This window comes from Microcystis sp. 0824 (assembly GCF_003112475.1).
In the GTDB taxonomy this organism is placed as follows: Bacteria; Cyanobacteriota; Cyanobacteriia; order Cyanobacteriales; family Microcystaceae; genus Microcystis; species Microcystis aeruginosa_C.
Window position 1 is genome coordinate 177,966 of the sequence record NZ_BDSM01000019.1, and the last position, 18,172, is coordinate 196,137.

Genomic DNA, 18,172 nt, shown 5'->3' on the forward strand with positions numbered 1-18,172 from the left:
TAGTCTCTAATTAGCTTAAACTAATAAGCAGCAAGCGCAAAAATACCCCTTTTCCCATGGCTAATCATCTGGCTGAATCTGAAAGTCTTTACCTGCGAAAACACGCCGAAAACCCGATCGATTGGTGGTATTGGTGTGACAGCGCCCTAGAAATTGCCAGGAGAGAAGATAAACCGATCTTTCTCTCGATCGGTTATTCTAGCTGTCATTGGTGTACGGTTATGGAAGGAGAAGCTTTTTCCGATCGGGCCATTGCCGATTATCTCAATCAGTATTTTTTGCCGATCAAAGTTGATCGCGAGGAAAGACCGGACATCGATAGTATCTATATGCAAGCATTGCAGATGATGGTCGGTCAAGGGGGTTGGCCTTTGAATGTCTTCCTAACACCGGATAGTTTAATTCCCTTCTATGGTGGCACCTATTTTCCCGTGCAACCGCGCTTTAACCGGCCCGGTTTTCTGCAAGTGTTGCAATCTGTACGTCGCTATTATGACGAGGAAAAGGAGAAATTAAGCAAATTCACGGCCGAAATGCTGGGCGCACTGCGTCAATCGGCCATTTTACCGCGAGCAGAGACCAATTTAGCCGATCCTTCCCTTTTAGCCACAGGAATCGAGACAAATACAGCGGTGATTCGGGTTAATCCCAATAACTACGGTCGGCCCAGTTTTCCGATGATTCCATATTCTCATCTGGCTTTGCAGGGCAGTCGCTTTGGTGACGATTTTGAGGATTCCCTCCGGCAAGCGGCCTATCAAAGGGGGGAAGATCTGGCCCTGGGGGGAATCTATGACCATGTGGGGGGAGGATTCCATCGTTATACGGTGGATTCGACGTGGACAGTTCCCCATTTTGAAAAAATGCTCTACGATAACGGGCAAATTGTCGAATATTTAGCCAATTTGTGGAGTGCGGGTAATCGAGAGGCGGCCTTTGAGAGAGGGATTAAAGGCACGGTTAACTGGCTAAAACGGGAAATGACCGCCCCAGAAGGTTATTTTTATGCGGCCCAAGATGCCGATAGTTTTGAGAAGGCCACGGATAGGGAACCGGAGGAAGGGGCCTTTTATGTCTGGTCGGATTTAGAGTTAAGGGATTATCTCTCGACTGAGGAATTGGGGCTGCTGCAGGCTAATTTTACCGTCACTGCCGAGGGGAATTTTGAGGGTCGTAATGTGCTGCAACGTCGGCAAGGGGGAGAATTAGGGAAGGAGATAGAAAATCTGCTCGATAAGTTATTTATTCGGCGTTATGGCAGTTCTCAGGCTCAATTAGCTCTTTTTCCTCCGGCCAGAGACAATCAGGAGGCGAAAACCGTCTCTTGGCCGGGACGAATTCCGGCGGTAACGGATACGAAAATGATCGTCGCTTGGAATAGTTTGATGATTTCCGGTTTAGCCCGGGCCTTTGCCGTCTTTAGCGAACCTTTGTACTGGCAAATGGCCACGGTCGCGGCCGAGTTTATTCTCCAGCATCAGTGGTTAGATGGACGTTTTCAGCGCTTGAATTATCAGGGTCAGGCCTCGGTTTTGGCGCAATCGGAGGATTTTGCCTATTTTATTAAGGCTTTGCTGGACTTGCAAACGGCTAATCCCCAAGAAACTGGCTGGTTAGAGGCGGCTATCGAACTACAGGGGGAATTTGATCGCTGGTTTTGGGCCGAGGATGAGGGGGGATATTTTAATACCGCTTCCGATCATAGTCTCGATCTGATCGTGCGAGAACGGGGTTATACGGATAATGCCACTCCTTCGGCTAACGGAATTGCGATCGCTAATTTATTGCGTCTGTCGCGATTGACGGAAAATCTAGAATATCTCGATCGGGCCGAAAAGGCCTTGCAATCTTTTACTACCATCTTAGAACAGTCCCCCACCGCTTGCCCCAGTTTATTTGTTGCCCTCGATCACTATCGTCACGGTTTCTGTCTGCGGGCCCCGGAAAGCTCGATCGAGCCGTTGTTAGGTCGCTATTTGCCCACTGCGGTGTATCGCGTCGATGCCAGTTTGCCGCCTAGCACATTTGGGTTAATTTGTCAAGGGTTATGCTGCCTTGAACCGGCGGAAAATTTAGAACAGTTGCACCGACAAATTGCCGGAGTGATGACGGGGGAGTTAGGTTGATTTTGCCTGGGCCAGCCAATGGAGGTGAAAGATTGCCCGATAGATGGGATTATGAACCCGCAGCCGGCCTTGATCTTTGATCACTAACCCCGATAAAAGTAACTCTTTTTCTGGGGGGCTATCCTCGGCAATTACCTCCTTTTCCCTTAAAATCCGTTCATAGAGTCTCAGGAGCAACTGGGAGCGATGACTGTTGAGGAGCCGATCGCGAATAGTCCGCAGATGTTCCGGTTCATCCTGAGCCTCCCAATTGTCAATGATCTTCTTCTGTACCAAGTCCTCAATCCAGAGGGCCTCACCATTGGGGGGAATCGACGAGGTGGCGGTGCGAATTAACTGACAGAGTTTTTGCGTTAGAAAAGGTTGACCGTTTGTCCAAGCAAAGACTTCTTTTAAGACAGTTTGCGGGTTACTAAATTTCTCGGCCAATCCGCGCAGTAAAGGCTGGGCTTCGTGTTCCTTAAAACCCTCCAATTGAATCGAATGACCGATATTAAAAGGAGTGATTTGGTGGTCGGTAATTAAATCGGAGGGGGTGACAACACCGAAGAAAGCGAAGGTCAAACGCCGATAGAGCGGGTTAAAGCCACGCTGGTTATAGCAGGAACGAATCAGGGCAAAAAAGTCATTAACCGCGAAATTTAAGCCCAAAACGCTATCAATTTCATCGATAAAAATTATGATCGGTTTCGGGGGAGAACCTTCCACTATCCCCACTTCCAGCAATAACACCTCTTCGATAAATTCGCCCAAGCGCTGCACTGCCGAGACATCTTCCCGTTCTTGCCACCAAGCTTTGAGATTGACCCTTTTGAGCAGGCCAAAACGTCGTCCTAACTCGAAGGCTATCCCCTTGTACCATTGGTCAGGAGTGACATTTTCGCTGCCGATACGGGTTAAATCAATGGGAGCGCAACAGATACCCTCGTGTTGGAGGTGATCGATCATGCGTACCATTAAACTAGACTTGCCCATTTGACGGGGATTGAGGACATAGCAAAAATCGCCGCGTTTGAGGGCTTTATAGAGATAACGGTCGGCGGCGCGAACCACGTAGGTGGGGGCATCCATGGGTAAACTGCCCCCCACTTGGTAGTCAAAGGTGCTAGATTCTTCGGTACTTCTGAGCAGTTCATTTTCAAACAGTAATTCTGCTTGGGTGGCTTTGAGAATTTCTAGGGTTTGGCTGAGTTCCAGGGTGCGCTCCTGCACTTTCTCTTCTAGGGTGCGGCTATACTCGGCTAATTCTTCGGTAAAGCGAATCCGTTCCGCTTCTGCCTGTTTTCGTTCGGTAATATCGGTAAAAGCGGTGATCGCATAGATAATTGCTCCTTTTTCGTCAAAAACGGGCGTGGCATACACTTCTAGGGGAATAATCTTCTCTCCTTGGTGAATTTCTAGATCATCCATCGTGTTTTTTTCCCCCCTTAAGGCCCGGACAATCGGCTGGTCTTCGGTGGGATACAATCGATCGGTTCCTGCTTGATATAACTGATAGGTTTTCCCCAACTGATTAGCCGTGGTGATATTAACTATCCCTTTTCCTAAAATCTCCTGGGCGGTTTGATTGGCATAATAGGGTTGACTGCCAGCATCGAGGACGAATACCCCCACCGGCATGGCTTCTAAAAATTGCGCTAGTTGTCTCTGTTTGGCTTTGATTTCAGCGTAGAGTTTGGCGTTAGTAATTGCGATCGCTGCTTGGCTGGAGAGCAGTTGCAGCACTTCCAATCTTTCTTGGGTAAAAGCCCCGACGGTGAGATTATTTTCTAGATAGACAATTCCCCGCAGTTGTCCTTGGTCGAGGAGGGGGGAACAGAGCAGCGATTTGGTTTGATGGGTTTTAATATAGGGATCGTTGCTGAAACTGCCCTGATGGGCGGCATCGTTATTAAGAACGGTTTGACCGCTCCGGGCTACATAGTTAATAATTGAGACGGGAAGATGTTCTTCGATCGCATTAGATTTAAAGACTGTCACCCCATCTTGCTGCACTGAACCGGAGGCCTCGATCGATAATTGTCCGCCGCTTTCTAGGATAAGATAGCCCAGCTGCGCCCCCGCATTTTCGATGAGAATTTTCATCAGGGTGGCGAGTAATTGATCTAAAACTATCTCGCTAGAAATCGCTTGGGATGCCTTCATAATCGTGGCTAAATCTAACAGTTCTCCCGAATGACTAACTGAATTTTTTCTGGTGGTAGTTCTCCTAGTTTCGGTCAGGGAATTGGAACCATAATTATTGACCATTAACTGAGAATAGCGGCTTTCTATGTCTTTGACTTTAGCTGTTGCTCCCCAAAGAGAATAGAGATAAGCAGCTTCATTGATGTAGGTTTTGGCAATTTTTACTTTACCCCAATCGAGATAGAATTTCGCCGCTAGTTCGTTAGCCAGTGCCTCTTCATTAATGTATTCATTTTCCTTGGCTTTAGCGATGGCTAGATCGTAGTTTTCTATGGCTTCTAGATAGGATTGCTGCACCCGGTCTTTTTCCGCTTGCACTAAATAAAATTTATGGAGATAGTTAGAGGGTGCTTGATTGGCCCATTCCCGCAGCTTTTTCTGATTATTCGTCACTCGTTCTAAGGCCTGCTGTTTTTGGTCATTGTCCAGATGATTATAAATAGCTAAATGGGCGAGAGAATCATAAAAGTTATGCAGAGAAATCAAGAAAGTGGCGGTAGCTCCTCCTAGATAATTTTGGGCTTGATTAGCATTTTTAATGGCTTGTTTGTACTGTCCAAATAGATAACAAAGGTATAATTTATTGACAAATAAAGCACAGAGACCGTAGAGATCATTAGCCTCTAGATGGTACGGTAACATAACAGTTTCTTGATAGTATTGTCCTTCTAAAAGACCGGGATTTTCCGAGCGTCCCAGCAGATTTAAAACTGTTTGTCCGTAGATTTTTAGATAGTTGCGGGGGTTTTCTTGTTTGAGCTTAACAAAAGCCAGATCATAGTTAGCTATTTCTCCAGCTAATTCGGTTAATTCCTGTCCGATAAAAGCGGAATGAAAACAGTAAAGATAGGCGCAGATCGTTCCGTAGTAGAGATCCCCCATTTCTAAACCGGTTTGATAGGAAGATTTTAACAAGGACAGGGAATTTTTAATCGGTTCTTTCCAGATACTAATAGTGGTGGAAAAGACGGCAATTATTTTCGGCATCAGGGCTTTGGCATGAAATTTATCGGCAATGTTTAAAGCCAATTTTCCAAATTGATAACCCGTTTCCCAATCTTCTAAAAGACCACAAAGAATTAAGCCATAATTAACATAAGTAAAGGCCGCTAGATAACTATTGCCGTACTGAATTGATAAGTTAACCTGTTTTGATACTAGGATGGGTAAAAGATGAGGAGCGGCAATAAAAATAGGAGAAAATATAGCACTTGCTATCTTCATTATTGCTAATTTTTCTTCCTCATTTATCGGCGGCAAATTACTTAAATCTTCGATATTTTTACCCGCTAATTTTTGCCTAGTTTTAGTGAGTTCTTCCTGTATATCTGATGATTGTAAGGATTCAGGAATCTCGAAATCTAAGCTTTTTAGGACAGATAAGCCAATTTGTACCGCTTTTATTTCTTGATTTTGGGCGTGATAAGCTTCGATGATTACTTCATAAACTTTGATTTTATCTAGGGTGGTTTTTGCCTGTTTTAATACGAGATTAGCCCAGCACTGCATCTGCTCAAAATTCCCACTTAAATAGGCAATTTCTGTGGCTTCAGAATAAATATTTAAAGTCATTTGATAGTTATTTTTCCAGCTTGATTTTTTGAGAAGTTTTTGAGCGATTTTAATGTATTTTAAGGCTCCAGTTTGGGCATTAGCGGCTTTGGCTTTTTGGGCTGCTAATAAATTCAAGTTAGCCACTAACTCTCGTTCTTTTTCCTCGCTAATTAGTTGATAACCAAGATTGAAATGATCGACTATTTTAAAATTTTTTTCCGATAATTCGTTGACAGAAGTATGCTGCCAAAGTAGGCGACCAATTTTTAAATGAATTAAAGATTTTTTGCTGTCTTCGATGAGAGCGTAAGCTCCTTGTTGAATGCGGTCATGAGCAAATTTATATTCTTTAATCAGTAATTTTTCATCTAATTCTGAGAGAGGAATAATTAAACCAGCTTCGCTACTAGAAGTTAAAATTGGTAAAATTTTTAGAGGTGATTTTTCAGAGATAACCGCCAGACTATATAAATTAAACTCTGCTCCAAAACAAGCGGCTAAACTTAAAACCTCCTGGGTTTCGGGCGGTAATTTCTGCATTTTACCGACCATGAATTGAATCAGATTATCGGTACTGCCAATCCTTTGAATTTGGCCGAGATGCCATCGCCAATAGCCCCTATTATTGTCGCTTTTAGTAGTTGTTTCCTGCTCCAGTTGGAAAAATAGCAAATTTTCCCAGTAGATAGTTTTGAGAAATTCATTGACAAAAAAAGGATTACCGTGGGTTTTTTGCCAGACTAAAGTGGACAAAGATTGCACATATTCCAGTGAATGGTTTAAGGTGTCAGCAATCAACTGATTGACCTGTTCAAGCCCCAGAGGTTTTAAAATAACTTGATTGATAATTATGCCCCCCTGCTCTAATTTATCCAGGGTAGCGGTTAGGGGATGAGTGGAATTAATTTCATTACTGCGATAGGAGCCAATTAAAAATAAATAGTCCATATCGCCATCGAGCATAATTAATTCTATTAACTGGAGACTAGCCAAGTCTGCCCATTGCAAATCATCGAGAAAGATGACTAAGGGATGTTCTGGGGAACAAAAGACCCGAATAAAATTTTTAAAGACTAAATTAAAGCGATTTTGAGTAGCGATCGCTCCTAATTGTAACACCTCTGGTTGCGGACCGATAATTAATTCTAGTTGGGGAATCACATCAATAATAACCCGTGCATTCGCCCCCAAAGACTTGAGGAGTTTTTGTCGCCATAGTTCCAGTTGTAGCTGACTTTCCCCCAAAAGTTGCTTGACGAGATGAGTCAAAGCGCTAATCACGGCAGCATAGGGAATATCGCGCTGAAACTGGTCAAATTTACCGGAGATAAAAAAGCCGCGTTTTTCAGTAATTGGCTGATAAATTTCCCTAACCAAGGTGGTTTTACCCATGCCAGAATAACCCGTAACTAGCATCAGTTCGGTGTGAGAGGAGTTTTTACTCGCCGTGGCTACCCGTTGAAAAGCAGTGAGGAGAGTGGCGATTTCTGCCTCCCTACCGTAGAGTTTTTGGGGAATTTGGAACTGATTGGCTAGATCTTGCCTAGCGATGACAAAATCCTCAATTTTACCCGTTTTTTCTAGTTGTCTTAAACATTCTTCTAAATCTGCCCGAATACCGTAGGCACTTTGGTATCGTTCCTCGGGGGTTTTAGCCATCAGTTTCATGATGATTGCCTCCACCACTGGGGGAATTTCCTCCCTGACGAGACTATTAATCTCCAAAGGTTGTTTTGCCAGATGACAGTGAACTAATTCCAAAGCATCGTTAGCCCGAAAAGGTAATTGTCCGGTGAGAAGTTCGTAGAAGCTAACGCCCAAAGAATAAAAATCCGTGCGGTAATCGAGACTGCGATTCATCCGTCCGGTTTGTTCGGGAGAAATATAGGCTAAAGTCCCCTCCAGGACGTTGGGATTTTTTAGCCCGGGATTTTCCCGCCGCAGGACGCTGGCAATGCCAAAATCGATGATTTTAATCTCTCCGGTTTCGGGGTTAAGAACTATATTGGCAGGATTAATATCTTTGTGAATAACCTTGGCGTTGTGAATTTTCTCTAAATTAGCCACTATTCGGAGTGCAAGGCTCAAAAAGTCCCTTAAGGCCAGAGGTTTGCCCCCTAGCCATTTTTTTAAGGATATACCACCGAAATCTTCCAAAATAATCACGGGAGTTCTGCGGTAGGTTTCTAAACCATAGGCTTTAATCGCCCCCTCGAAGTTCAGACCGCAGATGGTTTTATACTCCTGTTTGTAGTGGGTTAGTTCTTGGGTGGTGGGATATTCTTGCTTGAGGATTTTGAGGATAACCGGTTGATTATCGGCGGTGCGAATCGCCCGATAGACTTCTGAGTTAACGCTTTCGTAAACCTGGGCGAGAATGTCGTATCCTTTGAGAACAATCATTTTTTTACTTGGCGATTGTAAACGGCTGCGGGTCTCCCCAAGAAAAATTCTACGGGAACTAAAACAAGACTTCGCAAGGCTGACAGAAATCGATTTACCTGTGAGACGGAAGGACGGGGAGAAGGTAGTACCTGCTCGAAATACTCAGAATGCAAGGTCAAACCAAAGTGAACATCTTCCGGCAAACTCAGTTTAGCAATCGGTCCGTCCTTGAGATTGTCAGGGTTAAATAACCAAGCTTCTAATACTTTGGTCGGGGTTAAAACCGTCGTAAATAGATAGGCCTGTTCTTGGGGAATAAACTGAATGCTATCTAAAATATAGCCATCGGGACAAACATAAAAATCCAGTAGTTCCCGACCTAAATGTGATACATGAGTATCACTGGCATTTTTTTCTTGGCTAATCTGTTCAGTTAACTGATTCCAATCTTGGTTAAAAGGAACCTTGGCTAATACCGAGGGCAAGTCATGACAGGGAAGTTCGGCATCCCTGAGGATGCGATTGCTTTGGTCGCGACAATCCATATACTGACGACGACAAATTAATTCGCGCACATAACCGAGATAAATTTGATAAACGGCACTGTATCCCTGTTCCGATTCCCTCGGGTCGGCGGTGTAGAGACTGGTACAGAACCAACCTGGATGGATGAAAGCTTGTTCGCTCATCACCCTGGCATCTTCGATAACCACTTTGCGCAGCACTCCGACATCAAAGGAAAACATCCAGGGGATGCCGTGGTATTCGGGGGGATAACCCTGACCGGTAAAATGTTGGATATCGTCTTTTTCGATCGCTTCGGTTAAACTAATAGTGGCATTTTGGATGGCCACAATCTGAATTTGACCGTTGGTACTATAGTAACTACAAAGGAAGTGATAACTGTCGCCATTGAAGGTAATTAATCGCGAGGGAACGGTGGTTTCTTCTTCCTTGAGATCTTGACGTTTAACTAGATAAATTTGAGTTTTCGGATAGGTTTCTTCTGGCTTAATTCTGATACCTAATAGTTTGGCTACTCCCATCTGAAAGGGCATATCGGGAATCATGATATAATCTTCGGTGACGATGACCGAATGGGGACTACCATCAAGGATAGTTCCCTGTAGTTTCCAGGGTTTAAGTTTTTTTTGTTGATCCCAAAGCACAATATACACCGATTTATCTAAATCTTTTAACATACCACCCGATACAAGTTTTAGCTTTAATTCACAGGTGATAAATTCTTGGGTCTTTTTGTCGTAGAAGGGATGAGCGGTATTTTCTAGGACTGGGAAAACAGACAAAGGCACGGAAACAATATGTTGGTCAAAATAACCAATCGGAGTGATAGTATCAAGGGAAACGGAATCCACTTCCCAGTAACGTCCAGCATCGGCGGTGAGAATTAATCTGGTTTCTTCTAGTTGTTTATCTTCGGCAACTTTTTCTAGTTTAACCATAGCAGTATTCGCTATTTCCGAAGCACCTAAAATGCTGACCACGGCGGGAAAAGTGGCTTGACTAATATTAAATATTGGTAAAACTTTTCGCCAAAAACTATCCCAAGTTTTTAGTTTTTTACTGTGAACGTTAACTTGATTATTTTTCCCTTGCAAGTCCCATCTAATAATTACACCCTCGCCAGAGAACAAATGACGGTCATTTTTTCTATGAAAAGGACAGACTATAAAAACGTATCCCGACAGATTTTCTGGCCAATGTCCCTCGGTAATTGTGGCGACTGCCTTATATAAATTGTTCTCATCCGGTTGACCGAGTTGCGAGCGACTAAAATTCCTAACGTTGACAGTATTTTGGACAGTATCTTTGATTGACATATTCATAAGTAGGGTTTGCGGCAAAAAGTTTGTTGGTGGGGTTAGTAGCCAGTCGTCGGTCGTCAGGAGATAGGAGTCGGGAGCCAGTATTTAGGAGCCAGGAGACAGGTTTTAGGTGTTGGGGTGTTGGGGTTTTGGGGTTTTAGTTCAATTTCCCCACTTCCCCACCTCCCCAATTCATAATTCATAATTCATAATTCATAATTCATAATTCCCACTCCCCCCACACCCCACACCCCACACCCCACACCCCACACCCTCACTGATAACTGATAACTGTTTACTGATAACTGATAGAGGATTTCACCTCTAAAAAATAGCGTCGATACAATTCATAGCCTGGTACTACTTTATCTCCCGATTGTTTGAGTAGCCCCATACTGCTGAGTTTGTAAGCGAGAATTGGGTCTAATTGTACTGCTTCCATGGCGCTCATCACCCGATCGAGGGCTTTTGCTAGTTCAGGCTGTTGTTCTAATACCGCCCAATGGCGCCGCAGGTGATGGGCATAAATCCCCGTGACGGAGGTGGCACTGGTTAATATTTGCGTCATGGTTATTTCCTCCCGACTGAGATAGTAGAGGGCAGTTTGTACCAAAGCTGGGTGTCCTCCCACTAACTCCATCAATTGTTTGACTTTTTCCTGATTTTCCCAGGTGAGTTGATAACGTTGGGCTAATTGCAATACTTCCTCAAGACTAAAATGACTTAGCTGTGCGGGGAATCCGACGTTAAAGGGGGATTGATTGAGCTGCAGGGGAACATAAATTTCCGTGGAATGGACGACGATAAGACGGAGTTTTTGCCAGATAGGTAGGGTTTTGGCTTCCTCGTACCAAGAACGCAGCAGCGGTAAAAAATCCTTGGCCACTTGGGGATGTTCAAAAATCTGATTAAGTTCATCAAGGGCGAGGACAATGGGGGCGGTAATCGATTCCAGGAGATAGTCTTGAATGTAAACCGTACAGCTAATCTTGCTGCCTAAATCCTCATCCCAATACTCATCTAATTGCGGTTTTAACTGTAGTTGACGGGCGGCATTGGCACACAACCAGCGCAAAAATTGGTTTAAATCAGCCAAAATCGTCTGGTCCACCTGTTCTAAGTTCAAACTCACCGTGCGGTAGCCTTGCTGTTTAGCAAAATCGAGCATTCTCAAAAGTAGGGAAGTTTTGCCCATTTCTTTGGGAGCTTTTATCCGCACTAAAGCCCCCGGTTTCTTGATTTCCTGCCTTATCTGTTCTTCGAGGGGAAGACGTTCTAAATAAAATGGGGAACCAAGGGGTACTGCCCCATTAGGATAGGGGGGCAATGTGTCTAATTTTTCGCTCTTGGCTGCCGAATTAACCGGAATTTTGTCTTGAGGGGGTGTTTTTAGCTGAAAATTCAGGGCGGCTATTTCTTGCCAGTCGAGGCATAATCGACGACAAATTTGTGCAAAAGTGGCTTGTTCTACTGGTTTACCAGTCAGGAAGTTACTGACAGTAGCCAGACTAAATTCAGCTTCTTTGGCCAAGGATCGCTGACTGCTAAAGCCCTGCTTTTTCACGGCTAATTTAACTTGATTGAGGCAGTGTTGTTGTACTCTTAGATAGTCCGACATGGAATCCTTCATAAGAAGTGGGGAATTATGAATTATGAATTATGAATTATGAATTATGAATTATGAATGGTTCTTCGGTTGGTGCTATGCAATTTTTGTCAATTGTTTTCTATCTAGAACGAACTAATCAATTAAGTCTCTTGCCAGATAAGGATTTAGTCGATTTATGCCACCCGATCAAACCATACCAAGTAACGAAGAACCATAAAAATAATCTCCTGACTCCTGAATTCTGTCTCCTGACTTCTGAATTCTAACCCAATGGTAGATGTTGGATTTTTGCAGGAGTTGTATTTTTTAAAAAAGATAAGTAAAAATTATATATTGACTCCAAAAACTTGAGAATATTTAAATTAACATTTCGCAATATTTACAAATTCTTAAGAATTAATTGAGAAAGATTTTTATTTAACAACGATGTTGCAATGGTTACAGCGATTTGATAGAATTTCATAGTCGGTTATTCTGTGCTTTTTTGGGCAGCAAAGGTTGAAACCCTTGCCATACCTAGAAGGTAATCCCAACTAAGACAGGTAAATGAGTCAATTTCACCCACAACGATGATCTTTTTTTTGTGTAGTTTTATTGCAAAAAAAAAGTTTTTTTGACAAAAAGCACAAAGTATGATATGTACCCAACGTATTTCTGGCTGCCAGTAGTTATTGCCGAGTGGGAGTTGAGGAGTATTTTCAGTAAACAGTAAACAGTAAACAGTGAGACACTGTTGATGGAAGTTTTTTTCAGTGGATAGTAAACAGTAAACAGTGCGCTCGCCATCGCCGTAGGGTGCGAAAACGCGCGTGTAACGCACCATCAATTTTCTAATATGCGGTGGGTTACTACAGTGCTACTGTGAAGAGACAAGCTGATGTCCGAGGTTATAATGGTCAAAGAGTTAAAAAAGAAATTAATCTAATCAATAGCCACAATGAAGGTACAGCCAAATGAGTCAAGTCTTAACCCTAGAATTGAGCGATGAAGTCTATGCCGCCTTGCAACAGCAAGCTAAAATATTAGGTATCGACCTGTCAGAATTAGTAACAACTTCCCTTGAGCGACAGTATCGCTTAACAAAAGCTAAAGACCAACGCACGGAAGCGGAAAAAGAAGCAGCACGTCAACGCTTTCGAGCGCACGCTGGCTCAATTAGCGGCTATCCGACGGGAGCAGATAATGAAAGCATTGATGCTGACTTAGGGAGAGAGTATGGAGATACTCATGAGGAGACATCAAATCAGTGATACTCCTCGATACTTCTGGGTTACTTTGCTATGTCTATCGTGATCAACCAGGACATGAAGAAGCTGTCCAATTGTTAGATAGTGCAGGTAAAAGCATTACCCACAGTTACGTTTTAGCAGAGTTAGTTGCTCTAGCTCAAGTTCGGCGTTACCCACGTTTAGCTACCCTAGAATTTATCACCGATTTGCTAGAAAATCCAGATATCGAGACAGTTTGGATAGATGAGCCTTTACATCGTGCTGCTGTCAAACTATTGATGGCACGGCAAGATAAGACTTATTCTTTATGCGATGCAGTTAGCTTTTTATTGATGCGTCAGTTCAATATTAATGAAGCATTAACCACCGATCGCCATTTTGAGCAAGAAGGTTTTCACCGTTTACTTGTATTCTAAAAAGGGCAGAGCTGCGTCAGGGGTTGGTATTTCTCCAACTGGTACTCTTGCCATTTCCCCGACCCCCGTTCGGTTAGGGATTGGGCGTTTCCCAACTGCGCGGCAGCTTTCCGCCAGAATTGTTCAAAGTTCTGCCGCAGTTCTCCAGTGGCAATCATTGATTTTAACGCGATAATTTAGTCAACAATTCCAAGAGTTTTTTACTATTAGGAGTCAAGAGAGTTCGACGATAGGCATCGGCGGCCTTTTTAATCGCTTCCGCTTGGGTGGGATAGGGATGAATAACAGTAGAGAGTTTACTCAATCCGATTTTGGCAACCATAGCGGTGGTAATTTCAGAAATCATCTCACCGGCGTGGGTGGCGACGATAGTGGCTCCTAAAATTTGGTCGGAACCTTGTTTGTGAATAATTTTTAAAAAACCTGCCGTTTCCCCATCAGTGATAGCTCGATCGACTATACTCAAAGGAATTTTAATAGTATTAGTGGTCAATCCCCGGGTCTGTGCTTGGGTTTCATCCATGCCCACACGAGCAATTTCTGGGTCGGTATAAGTGACCCAAGGCATAACTAAATTACTGAGCTTATCGCGTCCGAAACCGAAGGGAGAAAAGAGAGTATTTTTAATCACAATACGGGCGGCTGCATCGGCGGCATGGGTAAATTTCCAATCCATACAGATATCTCCAGCAGCATAAATTTTCGGGTTAGTAGTTTGCAGATAATCATTAACTTTGACTCCCCGACGAGTATCGTATTCCACGGCCACTGTTTCTAAATTTAATCCTGACAGATTAGGCTCCCGGCCGGCAGCGACTAAAATCTCATCAACGGTGATAGTTGCTCCTTGACCGTTGCTAGTATATTCAATGGTTTTACCCTGCTCATTTTTTGTCACCCGTTCAATTTGGCAAGAGAGAATTAATTGCATTCCTTCCCGCAGCAAAGTATGCTCAAGAATTTCGGCCGCTTCTGGGTCTTCTTTATTCAACAGATGGGAATGATTATGAAATAAAATCACCTGCGTGCCTAACCGTTGAAAAGCTTGGGCTAATTCACAACCAATCGGCCCGCCACCGATAACAGCTAATCGGGGGGGTAATTCTGTGACGGAAAAAATTGTTTCATTGGTATAAAATCCCGCTTCTTTTAGTCCGGGGATATCGGGATGAAAAGCCCTAGCACCAGTGGCAATGACGGCTTTTTTATAAGCGAGAGTTTTTCCCGCCACTGCCACGGCATTTTGTCCTAAAAAACGAGCGCTACCCAAGAAGACATCGATACCTAGTTTTTGGAAACGTTGCACCGAATCATTATGGCTAATATCGGCGCGAATTTGCCGCATTCTGGTCATGACTCTGGCGAAATCTACCCTAGTATCCCCAATATTAATTCCTAATTTTTTGGCTTTCTCAATTTCCCCGATAATTCTAGAGGAACGAATCAGACATTTAGAAGGAATACAACCGAAATTGAGGCAATCTCCTCCCATTAAGTGTTTTTCTACTAAAGCCACTTTTAAACCTATATCTAAACCCGCCGCCCCCGCCGCTACGACTAAACCCGCAGTACCCGCACCAATGACGACTAAATCATAACAATCTTGGGGTTGTGGATTGACCCAATCAGCAGGATGAACATAATTAACTAATTTTTGATTATGTTCGTCCATGGGGAGAATACTAACTTCACTGGAGCTATTTTGAAACATAGTGAACTACCTCGACTCCCTAGGTGCAGTTACCGCCTTTATTCTGTAGTTTATAGTCAATAAATTTCCCTCTTGACCAAGTTGGTAGAGTAAGTTTCTTGGTTCTATGTTAGTTGTTGTTGTATTAATCGGACAAAACCTGATGAGCCTTTCTCTGTCAACTCTTAAGGAGTCGTGCGTTTTATTTTTCAATTGGGGATTTAAGAGCCAATTTTAAAGGCTTCTAGAAATAAACTATAGGTGATACCAATTTTTAGTAAATTGAGAGATTCTCGCAGAATCGGTGCTGGTTTAGCCTGGGAACTTTTTCGGTAAACAATCCGGCTAGTCGCCTCCGTAAACAGCAGCAATAAACCGGCAGCGGTGACATCCCATTGAGCAGTTTGACCGGCAGTGGTGACAATTGCTTGACCAGAAAAAACTCCAAATAAAACACAAATTAGCTGGAGGGAAATCCGCCGCCAAGGATTACCAAAAAAGCTATTAAACCGGCTGCTGGTGACATTAGCCAGCGTACTTAAACGGGTGCGTTGCATGGTCATATTTATTTAGAAGTAATACGATTAAGAAGCCACAAAGAGGTAACAATACCAGTAAAGTGAGCGAGAATTGTATTAGTATTAGCCTGCACAATTAACAGGTCAACGGAATTAACAAATTGACTGGGGTTAGAGGCAACATTAAAAGTACCTTGGGGAACATTGAGGGATTTAATTAAGACGATTCCTGCCAAGGCTTGCGCTCCCAAAATGGTTAAAAACATCCCGATAATATTAGCGATTAAACCCTGACGGATTAACTGAATAGTATCGGATTTTTTCGGGCGACTATCTTGATCTCCCCTCAACATTTGACGGGCAATTTTCATGTAACGAGAGGAAAAGAAAATGGCGACTACCAAGAAACAAGCCCCACCAATGGCACATAAAACACCGATTTCAATACCAGAAGTGCGTTGTCTCGTCCCTAATAAACTAGCGGTAGCAATGAGCAATAAAACCCCTGAAATTACGCCTAGGACAATCTGCGTCCAAAAACCGATTCTTCCCTGACGTAAAAGGATATTAGCAGCCCGTTGGACGGCGGGAGGCAAGGAATAAAGATCAGAATCTCTGGGGGTGGATATATTGGTAATTTCTGATTGTTTGTCTCTCATCGGGGTTAAGCTAGGGATTGGGTACATCTGGTCTTGATCTATTTTCGTCTTTTTTTTTGCCCATGGCTAGAGATTTAATAAACCTCTGGCATAATTAATTTTTCAGGGTTCAAAGACGGCAAAAATAATGATTAAATTGCCTAAAATCTGTAAATATAGCGTTTCCTAAGCTAGTGAGGTACACCTGTTTTTCTTCCCCTTTGCCTTTTGCCTCTTGCCTTTTGCCTAAAACCCATAACTTTTGTACCTCAGCAGACTGAAAAACGCTATAGACCATTTAATTGATTGTTATTCATTCTTAATTCTCCTGACTACTGACCACTGGCTACTGACTCCTCACCCTAACAACAATTTTTGATTTTTACAAGAGGTCTAATTTTGGCACTGACTGGCTATCTGTTTAGCTTCTACCTGTAAACGCTGGGCCATGCGAAACATTTCTTGACCAGTGTGGAGAGAGCGATCATCGTAGTTAAGGGTAAAGGTTTCTAATTCTTCTAGTCCGTCAGTGAGATGATTGAGACAGTAGTAAAGAGAGGCGGCCACTTTGGCCATTTTGGCAGGGTTGGGCCTTTGGGAAAAGAGGGTTTTGGCTCGATCGAGCTTTTGGCGACAGGTTTCTAGATAGTCTTGAAAAACAGCCATTAACTGATCATCGAAGGGATCGGCGGATAGATGATCGATCTGACGTTTGAGGGGCCGGATAATTTGACCGATCAGGCGATTAATCGGGCTATAGGTCTGGTTATACCACTTTTTGACTAGGGACTCGTCTTCCTGGGCCGCTTCTTTATAACGATGGTAATTTGCCTGGGCGGTGGCGGTGCGTTGGGCGCGTTTTTCGGGAGAATTGGCGATTAGTTGGTTATCGTAGTCCTTTCTTAGTCTCGGATCGCTTAGTATCTCGTAGGCGGCGTTAATAGCGACGATTTTATCGTGACTGGCACTATCGTTTTGACTATCGGGATGGAATTGTCTGGCTAAACGCCGATAAGCCCGTTTAATCTCGTCAGGGGTCGATTTATGGCTGATTTCTAAGGTTTGGTAGTGGTTGCCGGTCATGAGCGCAAGCGATCGATCTGTCTTTTGTTATTATCGACCATGGTTAACGCGGCGGAGAAGGGGAATTGTCAGTGATCAGTGATCAGTTATCAGTGATCACTGATTTAGACAAAAGGATTGATTTCAGGGATATCCTCGAGGGAGGGTAACTCTATTTTGCCCGATCGCTCTTGTCTAAGATAATAGGGACAATGAAGCTGACAATCGGGACGATGGGGAAAATCGACTAAATCATTTTGGTATGCTGATAGATAGCGATCGAGATCCTTCAATAAACGGCGTAAATCCCGTCCTGTCTGTTGGTGTAGTTTGGGATTATAGTTAAAAGTAATTTGTTCGGGGCTGCGGGGTAACTGCACAAACCAATAGGTCATCGATAAACTATCAGGAGGATAAGCAGAAGTTTCTGCCAACACATACAGATAAAGTCTCGTCTGCCAATTTTTGGCTAGTTTGTCGGCATCGATAGGTTTTAAGTAGGTTTTCCAGTCAAAAATTACCGCTCGATCGCTCTCTAGTAAAATTAAATCATAGATAACCGTTAATAAATAATTACCCACAGTTAAACTGCGACAATGTTCCGCTTCTCGATTAGCTTCTCCCGGATTTTGGGCAATTGCCGGGGCGGCCTTTAATAGGGCTGTTAAACAATGTTCTAACTGTTCATTTTCGTGTAATAGGGACGTGATCGGCAGCCCCAATTCCCGCTGCTGTAATAATAGGTGAAACTGACTGCCCCATTCTTGCCGCTCCAATTGCCCGGGGTCAGCCGGTGTGTTAAGTTGCTCTAGATAGACTTTTTGAAATCTCGGTGGACAGGTTTCCAATAGGTTTAAATGGCCCTGGGCAAGACGATAGATATTAGACATGATAGGGTTATAGTTGATCAAACAGGAGTTAGTCTATGGTTT

General features: G+C 43.5%; 15 protein-coding genes. 4 read left to right on the forward strand and 11 right to left on the reverse strand.

Annotated features, from left to right (window positions below; all coding sequences use genetic code 11):
- The first annotated feature begins 56 nt into the window (after positions 1-56).
- On the forward strand, positions 57-2,126 hold the full coding sequence (locus N0824_RS07495; protein ID WP_108936310.1) for a thioredoxin domain-containing protein: 2,070 nt from the start codon (positions 57-59) through the stop codon (positions 2,124-2,126).
- Here N0824_RS07495 and N0824_RS07500 read toward each other — a convergent pair.
- The 3 genes from N0824_RS07500 to N0824_RS07510 form a co-directional block, all read right to left on the reverse strand.
- Positions 2,118-8,270, reverse strand: coding sequence for an AAA family ATPase (locus N0824_RS07500; protein ID WP_108936311.1), 6,153 nt, complete (start codon positions 8,268-8,270; stop codon positions 2,118-2,120). The two genes, N0824_RS07495 and N0824_RS07500, sit on opposite strands and share 9 nt — an antisense overlap.
- Positions 8,267-10,099, reverse strand: a complete 1,833-nt coding sequence (locus tag N0824_RS07505; protein WP_108936312.1) for a carotenoid oxygenase family protein — start codon at positions 10,097-10,099, stop codon at positions 8,267-8,269. Before N0824_RS07505 ends, N0824_RS07500 begins: the two co-directional genes overlap by 4 nt.
- A gap of 274 nt (positions 10,100-10,373) precedes the next feature.
- Positions 10,374-11,708: an AAA-like domain-containing protein gene (locus N0824_RS07510; RefSeq protein ID WP_108936313.1), complete on the reverse strand. Its 1,335-nt coding sequence runs from the start codon at positions 11,706-11,708 to the stop codon at positions 10,374-10,376.
- 50 nt (positions 11,709-11,758) lie between these two features.
- Between N0824_RS07510 and N0824_RS07515 the strand changes: the two genes are divergently transcribed.
- Positions 11,759-11,953 (forward strand): hypothetical protein, encoded by a 195-nt coding sequence (locus tag N0824_RS07515; protein WP_071839409.1) that lies wholly within the window; start codon positions 11,759-11,761, stop codon positions 11,951-11,953.
- A 203-nt stretch (positions 11,954-12,156) separates the two neighbouring features.
- Here the strand turns inward: N0824_RS07515 and N0824_RS21280 are convergent, their stop codons facing one another.
- Positions 12,157-12,510, reverse strand: coding sequence for a hypothetical protein (locus N0824_RS21280; protein WP_233256379.1), 354 nt, complete (start codon positions 12,508-12,510; stop codon positions 12,157-12,159).
- Between the two features lie 130 nt (positions 12,511-12,640).
- Between N0824_RS21280 and N0824_RS07520 the strand changes: the two genes are divergently transcribed.
- Together N0824_RS07520 and N0824_RS07525 are read left to right on the forward strand one after the other, a co-directional pair.
- On the forward strand, positions 12,641-12,937 hold the full coding sequence (locus N0824_RS07520) for a hypothetical protein (RefSeq protein ID WP_108936314.1): 297 nt from the start codon (positions 12,641-12,643) through the stop codon (positions 12,935-12,937).
- Entirely contained in the window at positions 12,934-13,332 is a 399-nt protein-coding gene (locus N0824_RS07525) for a type II toxin-antitoxin system VapC family toxin (RefSeq protein ID WP_002753596.1), read from the forward strand. The genes N0824_RS07520 and N0824_RS07525 overlap by 4 nt, the downstream gene beginning before the upstream one ends.
- On the opposite strand, the gene N0824_RS20945 is transcribed toward N0824_RS07525, so the two are convergent.
- The 7 genes from N0824_RS20945 to N0824_RS07550 form a co-directional block, all read right to left on the reverse strand.
- Positions 13,329-13,490, reverse strand: coding sequence for a hypothetical protein (locus N0824_RS20945; protein WP_199224893.1), 162 nt, complete (start codon positions 13,488-13,490; stop codon positions 13,329-13,331). The two genes, N0824_RS07525 and N0824_RS20945, sit on opposite strands and share 4 nt — an antisense overlap.
- A gap of 5 nt (positions 13,491-13,495) precedes the next feature.
- Positions 13,496-15,043 (reverse strand): mercuric reductase, encoded by a 1,548-nt coding sequence (locus tag N0824_RS07530; RefSeq protein ID WP_108936315.1) that lies wholly within the window; start codon positions 15,041-15,043, stop codon positions 13,496-13,498.
- Positions 15,044-15,243: 200 nt separating this feature from the next.
- Positions 15,244-15,585, reverse strand: a complete 342-nt coding sequence (locus N0824_RS07535; RefSeq protein WP_002800797.1) for a DUF565 domain-containing protein — start codon at positions 15,583-15,585, stop codon at positions 15,244-15,246.
- A gap of 2 nt (positions 15,586-15,587) precedes the next feature.
- Positions 15,588-16,199, reverse strand: coding sequence for a DUF3611 family protein (locus N0824_RS07540; protein WP_002768594.1), 612 nt, complete (start codon positions 16,197-16,199; stop codon positions 15,588-15,590).
- A 109-nt stretch (positions 16,200-16,308) separates the two neighbouring features.
- Positions 16,309-16,476, reverse strand: a complete 168-nt coding sequence (locus N0824_RS20950; RefSeq protein WP_199224894.1) for a hypothetical protein — start codon at positions 16,474-16,476, stop codon at positions 16,309-16,311.
- A gap of 95 nt (positions 16,477-16,571) precedes the next feature.
- Positions 16,572-17,261 (reverse strand): J domain-containing protein, encoded by a 690-nt coding sequence (locus N0824_RS07545; RefSeq protein WP_108936316.1) that lies wholly within the window; start codon positions 17,259-17,261, stop codon positions 16,572-16,574.
- A gap of 104 nt (positions 17,262-17,365) precedes the next feature.
- The gene (locus tag N0824_RS07550; protein WP_108936317.1) at positions 17,366-18,130 is read right to left on the reverse strand and encodes a PD-(D/E)XK nuclease family protein; all 765 of its coding nucleotides are present in this window, start codon (positions 18,128-18,130) and stop codon (positions 17,366-17,368) included.
- Between the last annotated feature and the right edge of the window lie 42 nt (positions 18,131-18,172).

Excerpts from the sequence above, each read along its gene's own strand:
- N0824_RS21280 (WP_233256379.1), bottom strand. The coding sequence starts at position 12,510 with ATGGTGCGTTACACGCGCGTTTTCGCACCCTACGGCGATGGCGAGCGC.
- N0824_RS07550 (WP_108936317.1), bottom strand. The coding sequence starts at position 18,130 with ATGTCTAATATCTATCGTCTTGCCCAGGGCCATTTAAACCTATTGGAA.
- N0824_RS07515 (WP_071839409.1), top strand. The coding sequence starts at position 11,759 with ATGAATGGTTCTTCGGTTGGTGCTATGCAATTTTTGTCAATTGTTTTC.
- N0824_RS07495 (WP_108936310.1), top strand. The coding sequence starts at position 57 with ATGGCTAATCATCTGGCTGAATCTGAAAGTCTTTACCTGCGAAAACAC.
- N0824_RS07540 (WP_002768594.1), bottom strand. The coding sequence starts at position 16,199 with ATGAGAGACAAACAATCAGAAATTACCAATATATCCACCCCCAGAGAT.
- N0824_RS07505 (WP_108936312.1), bottom strand. The coding sequence starts at position 10,099 with ATGAATATGTCAATCAAAGATACTGTCCAAAATACTGTCAACGTTAGG.
- N0824_RS20945 (WP_199224893.1), bottom strand. The coding sequence starts at position 13,490 with ATGATTGCCACTGGAGAACTGCGGCAGAACTTTGAACAATTCTGGCGG.
- N0824_RS07530 (WP_108936315.1), bottom strand. The coding sequence starts at position 15,043 with ATGTTTCAAAATAGCTCCAGTGAAGTTAGTATTCTCCCCATGGACGAA.
- N0824_RS07535 (WP_002800797.1), bottom strand. The coding sequence starts at position 15,585 with ATGACCATGCAACGCACCCGTTTAAGTACGCTGGCTAATGTCACCAGC.
- N0824_RS07500 (WP_108936311.1), bottom strand. The coding sequence starts at position 8,270 with ATGATTGTTCTCAAAGGATACGACATTCTCGCCCAGGTTTACGAAAGC.
- N0824_RS20950 (WP_199224894.1), bottom strand. The coding sequence starts at position 16,476 with ATGGTCTATAGCGTTTTTCAGTCTGCTGAGGTACAAAAGTTATGGGTT.
- N0824_RS07520 (WP_108936314.1), top strand. The coding sequence starts at position 12,641 with ATGAGTCAAGTCTTAACCCTAGAATTGAGCGATGAAGTCTATGCCGCC.
- N0824_RS07510 (WP_108936313.1), bottom strand. The coding sequence starts at position 11,708 with ATGAAGGATTCCATGTCGGACTATCTAAGAGTACAACAACACTGCCTC.
- N0824_RS07545 (WP_108936316.1), bottom strand. The coding sequence starts at position 17,261 with ATGACCGGCAACCACTACCAAACCTTAGAAATCAGCCATAAATCGACC.